The following is an 8,208-nucleotide window of genomic DNA, read 5'->3' as shown; positions in this document are numbered from 1 at the left end:
GCACGTCAAGGATTTGTCGCAAACCTACGAACATCTGCAGCGGACTCACCCGATTCCGTCATAGCAGGCGCATCTTTGCCAGACTGGCGGTGCGCACCGAACCCCCTCCGTCAAGGTTGGGGGTTTTTCATTTCAATTTTCGCCAAAATTTTCGGTTGACCGTCGCAAACGCCCTGCCCCGATGCCGGAAGGTCAGTTGTGGCGGGGTTGGGCGTAGCCGTGTTCGACAGCGTAAAGCGCGACCTGGACGCGGCTGCTCATGTTCAGTTTCTTGAAGATATTCTGGACGTGAATCTTCACCGTGCTTTCGGCCAGATCGAGCTTGCGGGCGATTTCCTTGTTGCTTTCGCCATGCGCCAGAGAGAGCAGGATGTCGCGTTCGCGCGGCGAAAAACGATCGCGCTCGCCGCCCGCGGCTTCGGCCTTCGGCGGATTGCGCACGCCCTGGATCAGTTTGGCCGTCATTTGTTGCGAAACGACTGACTCGCCCTGGGCGGCGCGCCGGATGGCATCGATCAGGGCATCAGTTTCGATATTCTTGAGCAGATAGCCGCTGGCCCCGGCCCGCAAGGCATCGACCAGATCCTGCGCGTCCTCCGACACGGTCAGCATCAAGACGCTGACTTCCGGCATTTCCTCGGCGATGACCTTGACCGCTTCAAGCCCGGACACGCCGGACATGTGGAGGTCGAGCAGGGTCACGTCGGGTTTCAGCGAACGCGCGCGCTTGATGCCTTCAAGCCCGTCACCGGCCTCGCCGACGACCTCGAAATCATCATTGCGCTGGAGCAGGGATTTGATACCGCTGCGAAACAGCGTGTGGTCGTCGACCAGCAGGACACGGATTTTTTCGCTCATATTCAGGCAACCTCTTTGTTTTCGCGGGGCAGGGTCAAGGTAACCCGGGAACCCTCGCCCGGTTTCGATGCGACGCGACATTCACCGCCAATGCGGTGCGCGCGCTCGCGCATTATTTTCAGGCCGACATGCCGGTCAGACAAGCAATTCGGATCGCTTTCCGGATCGAAGCCGACGCCATCATCCTCTATTTCGACGCCAATCCGGCCTATTTCACGCTTGACGACGACCCGCACCTGGCTGGCCTTGGCGTGCTTGCGGATGTTGGACAGGGATTCCTGGACGATGTGCATGATCTGGATTTCGTCGGTCGGCACCTGCGCGGCGCCGCTGCCGATGCGCTCGAAGGCCGTGGCGATGCCGGTCTGCCCCTCGAATTTTTCCAGCGTGGACTGGATGGCCGTGTCGAGGTCGGACTGATGGACGCGGGTCCGGAAATGGACGAGCAATTCGCGCACATCGTCGTAGCTTTCCTGCACGCCCTCACGCAGTTGGCCGGCGGTCTGCATGGCCTCTTCGACCTTGCCCTTGCGCAGGGAGTCCTGCAGCAACTGGACCTGGATGTTGAGAAAGGCCAGGCCCTGGGCGATTGAGTCGTGCAATTCCTGGGCAAGCAGGTTGCGCTCCTCGGAGACCGCCAGTTCCTTCTCGCGCGATTTGAGGCGCTGATTTTCGATGGCCACACCGAGGTGATGCCCGAGCGTTTCGAGCAGATGGATTTGCGGCTCGGACAGCGCCTGCGGCCGCTTGAAATAGAGGTTGTAAACGCCGAGTTTCTGCTTGTCGTAAAGAATGCTGAAGGCGGTCGCCGTGGCGAATCCCTCGCGGATGCAGGTCCGCAATTTCATGCCCGGCGGCGGGTTGACCGTAGCAAAGGCGGCCGAAACACCGGTCTGGAAGACTTCGCCGCACAAGCAGTCGCCGCAATTCATTTCGGCCTCGTGGTCGAGGAAATCGACGGACAGGCCTTGATGGGTAATCAAAAACAACCGGTCCGACGGCTGTTCGTACATGCGCACGGCGCCGGCATCCGCCCCCAGAGCATTCATGATCCGGTCGAGAAAGCCCTCGCTGAGCACCGTTACCGGGGCCGGCTCGCTGAGAAAGGTGGTCGCCGAATAGAGGATGCTTAATTCGTGATTGCGCTGGGCGAGGCGCTGGGTTTCGGCCGCGACCCGCTGCTCCAGCGTGTTGTAAACACTTTGCAGGTGCTCGGCCATCTGGTTGAAGCCGAAGGCCAGGCCGCCCAGTTCGTCATCGCTGGCGACCGGAACGCGCACCGTCAGATCGTCGCTGGTCATGCGCTGCATCCCGGCATGAAGAGCGCCGACCGGCCCGATGACGAGACGCGAGAAATAGTGGATCAGGATGACCGTGCCAATGATCGCCAGGGCGACCAGGGCCGCCTGCACCGTGCGCAGCAGATTGGTATCGAAGGCGTAGGTCCGCTCCATGGCCAGCGCCAGCTCATTGATTTTGCTGACGAAAGGTTCGAGTTCACGGTCAAAGCGGTCGAGCGCAGCGGCGCGCCCGGCCGGCCCGCCGGCCAGGTAGCCGGCGACCAGTGGGCGCACCGTGTCACGCCAGACCTGCTCAACGGTTTGCAGGCGTTCCTGCACCTCGGCATTGCGCGGCGGTGACAAGGGACGCTCCGGGTCGCCCTGTTGCAGGTCGCGCAGGACCTTGTCGAAACGCTGCATTTCTTCGCCCAAGGCGAGCGAGGCGCCGGCCGCCGGCGCCTCGGCCTCGAGATCGCGTGCCATCAGATGGCCCATGCGGTAGGTTCGCATGCGCTGGCTACCGGCATCGTTAATCGCCGCGGCAACCCCTTCCAGTTGCCAGGAAATGAGCAGGGTCAACCCGATGGCCGAGGCGGCCACCAGAAAAAAGGCCATCAGCATGCCGATGATCTTGCGCGACAGCTTGCCCGGTTTGGCTAGCATCAATCATGGTCCTCAAAGCGAAGGGCCTAACCTTAGCGCCGGCCCGCAGGAAAGCAAAGGGCATGGATCAAGAAAATGCCCGCCGGTTTGAGCCGGCGGGCAAAGGTCGCTTCGCCGAGAGCCTGGCGACGATGAATCGACTGATTCGGATCAGGCGGCCTGCTTTTCGACGTGCGCCTGTTTTTCGTAAAGGAATTCGAGCACGGCTGCGCGGTAGGCGATGTAGGCCGGATCGTGGGCGAGGGTCAGGCGATGACGCGGGCGCGGCAAATTCACCGCCAGGATTTCGCCGACGGTCGCCGCCGGGCCGTTGGTCATCATGACGATCTTGTCCGAGAGCAGCACGGCTTCGTCGACATCGTGGGTAACCATGACCGTGGTGGCCTTGGTCGCCTCGCAGATGCGCATCAGTTCGTCCTGCAGCTTGGCGCGAGTCAGCGCGTCGAGGGCGCCGAAGGGCTCGTCCATGAGCAGTACCTTGGGTTCCATCGACAGGGCGCGGGCGATGCCGACGCGCTGCTTCATGCCGCCGGAGATTTCATGCGGGTACTTGCTGCTGGCGTGGTCGAGGCCGACCAGGCTGATCGCCGCGGCCGTCCGCTCCTTCAGTTTGGCCTTGCCTTCCTTGGTGCCGAAGACCCGTTCGACCGCCAGATAGACGTTCTCGAAGCAGGTCAGCCAGGGCAGCAGGCTGTGGTTCTGAAAAACCACGGCGCGTTCCGGGCCGGGGCCGGCGATTTCGCGGTCTTCGAGCAGCAGGACGCCATCGGTCGGCCTGGTCAGGCCGGCGATGAGGTTGAGCAAGGTCGATTTGCCGCAGCCGGAGTGGCCGATCAGGGCGACGAATTCGCCTTGCTTGAGGGTCAGGTTGATGTCGCGCAGGGCGACGAACTTGCCCTTCTTGGTGTCGAAGGTCTGACCGACGGATTGAATCTGGACGAACTTTTCCATGGTGTGTGCTCCGCTCATGACGATTCCTTGGTCAGTTTCCGGGCGAGCAGGATCAGGCTTTGCTCGAGAACCAGGCCGACGATACCGATAACAAAGATGGCGATGATGATGTGCTCCACCTTCAGGTTGTTCCATTCGTCCCACACCCAGAAGCCGATGCCGACGCCGCCGGTGAGCATTTCCGCGGCGACGATGACCAGCCACGCGGTGCCGATGGACAGGCGGATGCCGGTCAGGATGTAGGGCAGCACGGCGGGCAGCAGGATCTTGGTGACGACCTTCCATTCCGACAAGGCGAGCACGCGGGCGACGTTGAGGTAATCCTGTGGCACGCGCTGGACGCCCTGGGCGGTGTTCATGATCATCGGCCAGATCGAGCAGATGAAAATGGTGTAGGTCGCCGCCGGGTCGGCCCGCTTGAAGACGAGCAGGCCGATCGGCAGCCAGGCCAGCGGCGAGACCGGGCGGAGCAGGCTGATGATCGGATTGATCATCGCCGACAAAAATGCCGAGCGACCGAGGATGAAGCCGAGCGGAATGCCGACCAGCGCCGCAAAACCGAAACCGATGCCGACGCGTTGCAGCGAAGACAGGATGTTCCAGCCGATGCCCTGATCGTTCGGGCCGTTGCTGTAGAACGGGTCGGCGAACAGCAGGGTGGCCGCATTCCAGGTTTGCAACGGGCCGGGAATGCTGCCGCCTTTCATCGTGGCGATGTACCAGATGCCGATCAGGATCACCATGCCGAGCAGCGGCGGCAGAATAGCGCGGCCGATGCCGGCCAGTGTCTCGGTGAAGGGCGTGCCCGGATCGGCCGGCACGGTTGCGGTTTTTTCCATTTTCTTTTCCTTGGCGGGAGCCGTAGTCGCTTCTACGACGGCGACTTGTTCAATTCCACGGTCAACCGGAATTTTTGCCCCAAATTCAACATTCATCGTCAGTGCGCTCATGGTTCTCTCCTCAAGCTGCATCCAGAAACCGATCCTTGCCGGGGGCGCCGCGAGACGCGAAGAACGCGCGCAGGCAGTACGTCAGTACGGCAAGCGCGGTCGACAAAGTATCGCGGTGGCCCCGGCGAGGATCAGGCTTTTACCTTGAAGCCGTCGGCATACTTGGCCGGATCCTTGCCGTCCCAGACCACGCCATCGATCAGCTTGTGGCTGCGCATCTCGCTCTTGGGCAGGGCGACGCCGGCAGCGGCAGCGCCCTGCTTATAGATGTCGATGCGATTGACCTGCTTGGCGACAGCCAGATAATCCGGATGACTCTTGAGCAAACCCCAGCGCTTGTGTTGGGTCAGGAACCACATGCCATCGCTGAGGTACGGAAAATTGACCGCACCGTCGTTGAAGAACTTCATGTGGTTCTTGTCGTCCCAGCTCTTGCCCAGGCCGTTCTGGTAGCGGCCGAGCATGCGGGCGACGATGACTTCGGTATCGGTATTGACGTAAGCCTTTTGGGCGATCGTTTCGGCCGTCTTCTGCTTATTGGCGATCGACGCATCGATCCACTTGCCGGCGTCGAGAATGGCGGCGACCACGGCACGGGCGGTGTTCGGGTTCCGCTTGACCCAGTCGGCCGTCGTACCGAGCACCTTTTCCGGATGATCGGTCCAGATGTCCTGGGTGGTGGTCGCCGTAAAACCGATGTTATCCATGATGGCGCGGTTGTTCCACGGCTCACCGACGCAGAAACCGTCCATGTTGCCGACGCGCATGTTGGCGACCATCTGCGGGGGCGGCACGGTGATCGTCTTGACGTCCTTGAACGGGTTGATGCCCTGGGCGGCCAGCCAGTAGTAGAGCCACATGGCGTGGGTGCCGGTCGGGAAGGTCTGGGCGAAGGTGTATTCCTTTTCCTTCTTGGCGACCAGCTTGGCCAGGCTGGCGCCATCGGTGGCTCCCTTGTCCTTAAGCTGGTTGGAGAGGGTGATGGCCTGACCGTTGTTATTCAGGCTCATCAGGACGTTCATGTCCTTCTTCGGGCCGCCAACGCCGAGTTGCACGCCGTAGATCAGGCCATACAGCACGTGGGCAGCGTCGAGCTCGCCATTGACCAGCTTGTCGCGCACCGAAGCCCACGAGGCTTCCTTGGTCGGGATGATCTTGATGCCGTATTTCTCATCGAACTTCATGACCGAAGCCATGACGACGGAGGCGCAATCGGTGAGCGGGATGAAGCCGATACGGACTTCTTTCTTTTCAGGGGCATCCGAACCAGCGGCCCAGGCGCCGCTGCGAACGCCGGGAGGGACCATGGCCATCAGAGAGGCTCCCAAAGCAGTTGAAACGAAATCACGACGGGAAAAGCCCGGTTTGTCGGCGACGACTTCCGGTGCGGCCAGTTTCTTGTCTTCCATTGCTTGCTCCTTGATTGCGAGAATCTAAAAAACAAAATGGGCGTCGCATCCTGGCCGCCGGTTGGCAGCTCGGATGGACGCCCTTGTCCTTGAATCGGCTTGCGCTCGACTCTCGCCCGGCCGCCATTGACCGTGCGTTTTGGTAGGACTATTGCAATGGCCGTGCCAGGCCTAGTTATTTGGTACTAGTCACAAATAACTACTTAATTTTCAATCACTTGGGTTTTGTATTTTCCAGCCACCGGGGCCTGAAGCAACGCACTATTGCAGTGCAGCATGCGATTTTATCGCACAGCTTTAGAGCAGCACCCGCGCCATATCGATGACGTCGCGCGCCACCTTGGCCATCGACTGACCACGCTCCATGGCCAGTTTGCGCATGGCGTGATAAGCCGCATCCTCATCGAGGCCGCGCGCTTTCATGAGTACGCCCTTGGCTTTATCGACCAGCTTGCGGTCGGTCAGCTTTTGCGAAATCTCGTCGAGTTCGCGGCGCAGGGCCTGCGTGTCCTCGAAACGGGCACGCGCCACTTCGACGATGGGCTTGATCCGTTTCGGGTCGAGACCATCGACGACATAGGCCGAAACCCCCGCCTTGACAGCATCGCGGATAGTTTCCTGGCCATCGGCCTGGGTGAAGATGACGACCGGGCGCGGCATGTTTTTATTCATGGCTGCCAGGTTTTCGAGGGTGTCGCGGCTCGGGCTGTCGGTGTCGATCAGGATCACGTCGGGCTGCAATTTTTCGACTTCGGCCGTGAGGTTTTCGGCGTCGGCCAGGATGGCCGCCACCTGATAGCCGGCCAGCGCCAGCCCGGCGCAGATTTCGCCAGCTCGCGAGCGGGATTCGTCAATCACAAGTACGGTAAGCATGGTGCCTATCTAGCAAGCGTCAGGCCAGCCACTTCCAGTGTGGCCGTGGCCATGGCCTGAACCACCAACTCATGCTCGCCGATGGCGTCGCCCAGTGAAAATTCGACATTCGGGTAGGTCGACCGCAGGTTTTCGATGAGCTCTGGCGTCTCCTTCTTCAAATGCCCGCCGCGAGCGACGAACATCGGCATCACGACGATCCTGTCGGCCCCTTGCGCAATCAGCCCGGCGGCGCACTCCGGCAAGGTCGGCGCCATGAATTCCAGGAAAGCCAGCTCGACCGGCAGGCTCGTCATACGCTGGCCAATGGCCGCCTGCACGCGCCGCATGGGATTGGCCCAGGCCGGGTCGCGGGCACCGTGGGCGAAAAGGATGAGGGCAGTGGTCATGGCAAATCTTCCGTTCGATCGGTCTGGCCGCCACGATGGGCGGATGCGGGTAGGGCCGTATCTTAACGGCAGGGTTCCCGCGAACATCGCGAAAAATAAAAAGCCTGCCATCGCCTGCCCTGCGCGAAATCCTTATCGTGCAGTTGGCGAGGGCTTGGGCTACGATGAAGGGCGTTGAAGAGATGCTCCACGCATGGAGCGAGGACGGAAATAAAAATGCCAAAACCATTCAATAGAACCTTGCACTTTTGGCGCCTGAGCATTTTCCTGTGCGGTCTTTTGAGCATGTTCTGCGCCGTCCCGGCAATCGGCGAAAACGACAACGCGCCCCGCCAGCTCGATGTCGTCACCGACGATAACTACCCGCCCTATCTTTTCCGCAACTCGGCCGGTGAACCTGAAGGCTACCTGGTCGACTACTGGCAGCTCTGGGAAAAGAAAAATGGCATCAAAATCCGGTTGACCGCAACAACCTGGGCCGATGCCCAGCAAATCCTCCTGGCTGGCCGGGCGGACGTCATCGACATGATTTTTCGCACGCCCCAGCGCGAGGCTTTATATGAATTCTCGGCCCCCTACGCCGATCTCCCCGTCGTCATCTACCATCACGCCTCGATCGCCGGCATCAGCGGCGTATCGACGCTGCGCAGCTTTCAGGTCGGGGTCAAGGCCGGCGATGCCTGTATCGACAAACTGGCCGAGAACGGCATTACCAACCTGCTTCTTTACCGCAATTACAGCGAACTGATCGACGCGGCCCAACGCCAGGAGGTCAAGGTATTCTGCCTCGACGAGCCACCGGGCAATTTCTATCTCTACAAGGCCAAGGCCGAGA

General features: G+C 60.9%; 8 protein-coding genes. 1 reads left to right on the top strand and 7 read right to left on the bottom strand.

Features of this window, described 5'->3' with window-relative positions; translation table 11 throughout:
* Positions 1–192 precede the first annotated feature (192 nt).
* The 7 genes from ADADOO_RS13460 to ADADOO_RS13430 all read right to left on the bottom strand — a co-directional run bounded on the left by ADADOO_RS13460 (position 193) and on the right by ADADOO_RS13430 (position 7,373).
* Entirely contained in the window at positions 193–858 is a 666-nt protein-coding gene (locus tag ADADOO_RS13460; RefSeq protein WP_511275498.1) for a response regulator, read from the bottom strand.
* A gap of 2 nt (positions 859–860) precedes the next feature.
* Entirely contained in the window at positions 861–2,801 is a 1,941-nt protein-coding gene (locus ADADOO_RS13455) for a type IV pili methyl-accepting chemotaxis transducer N-terminal domain-containing protein (protein ID WP_511278015.1), read from the bottom strand.
* 150 nt (positions 2,802–2,951) lie between these two features.
* On the bottom strand, positions 2,952–3,752 hold the full coding sequence (locus tag ADADOO_RS13450; protein WP_511278014.1) for an ABC transporter ATP-binding protein: 801 nt from the start codon (positions 3,750–3,752) through the stop codon (positions 2,952–2,954).
* Between the two features lie 14 nt (positions 3,753–3,766).
* Positions 3,767–4,702 carry a nitrate ABC transporter permease gene (gene ntrB, locus ADADOO_RS13445; RefSeq protein ID WP_511278013.1) on the bottom strand — a complete coding sequence of 312 codons (936 nt, stop codon included), beginning with the start codon at positions 4,700–4,702 and terminating at the stop codon, positions 3,767–3,769.
* A gap of 131 nt (positions 4,703–4,833) precedes the next feature.
* Positions 4,834–6,111, bottom strand: a complete 1,278-nt coding sequence (locus tag ADADOO_RS13440; protein WP_511278012.1) for a CmpA/NrtA family ABC transporter substrate-binding protein — start codon at positions 6,109–6,111, stop codon at positions 4,834–4,836.
* Between the two features lie 297 nt (positions 6,112–6,408).
* Complete coding sequence (locus ADADOO_RS13435; RefSeq protein WP_511278011.1) at positions 6,409–6,984, bottom strand: ANTAR domain-containing response regulator; 576 nt, start codon at positions 6,982–6,984, stop codon at positions 6,409–6,411.
* 5 nt (positions 6,985–6,989) lie between these two features.
* Positions 6,990–7,373, bottom strand: a complete 384-nt coding sequence (locus tag ADADOO_RS13430) for a sirohydrochlorin chelatase (RefSeq protein ID WP_511278010.1) — start codon at positions 7,371–7,373, stop codon at positions 6,990–6,992.
* 240 nt (positions 7,374–7,613) lie between these two features.
* Here ADADOO_RS13430 and ADADOO_RS13425 point away from each other — a divergent pair.
* Positions 7,614–8,208 (top strand): transporter substrate-binding domain-containing protein (locus ADADOO_RS13425; protein WP_511278009.1); only part of this gene is annotated, 595 nt, incomplete at its 3' end.

The sequence above is a fragment of the Azonexus sp. genome, from assembly GCF_036170495.1.
In the GTDB taxonomy this organism is placed as follows: Bacteria; Pseudomonadota; Gammaproteobacteria; order Burkholderiales; family Rhodocyclaceae; genus Azonexus.
Note: the sequence above shows the minus strand (reverse complement) of the source record. Positions and strands in the feature narration are given on the sequence as shown.

Bases quoted from the DNA above. Each gene is read 5' to 3' on its own strand.
- ADADOO_RS13460 (WP_511275498.1), bottom strand. From the start codon at position 858: ATGAGCGAAAAAATCCGTGTCCTGCTGGTCGACGACCACACGCTGTTT.
- ADADOO_RS13455 (WP_511278015.1), bottom strand. From the start codon at position 2,801: ATGCTAGCCAAACCGGGCAAGCTGTCGCGCAAGATCATCGGCATGCTG.
- ADADOO_RS13450 (WP_511278014.1), bottom strand. From the start codon at position 3,752: ATGGAAAAGTTCGTCCAGATTCAATCCGTCGGTCAGACCTTCGACACC.
- ntrB (WP_511278013.1), bottom strand. From the start codon at position 4,702: ATGAGCGCACTGACGATGAATGTTGAATTTGGGGCAAAAATTCCGGTT.
- ADADOO_RS13440 (WP_511278012.1), bottom strand. From the start codon at position 6,111: ATGGAAGACAAGAAACTGGCCGCACCGGAAGTCGTCGCCGACAAACCG.
- ADADOO_RS13435 (WP_511278011.1), bottom strand. From the start codon at position 6,984: ATGCTTACCGTACTTGTGATTGACGAATCCCGCTCGCGAGCTGGCGAA.
- ADADOO_RS13430 (WP_511278010.1), bottom strand. From the start codon at position 7,373: ATGACCACTGCCCTCATCCTTTTCGCCCACGGTGCCCGCGACCCGGCC.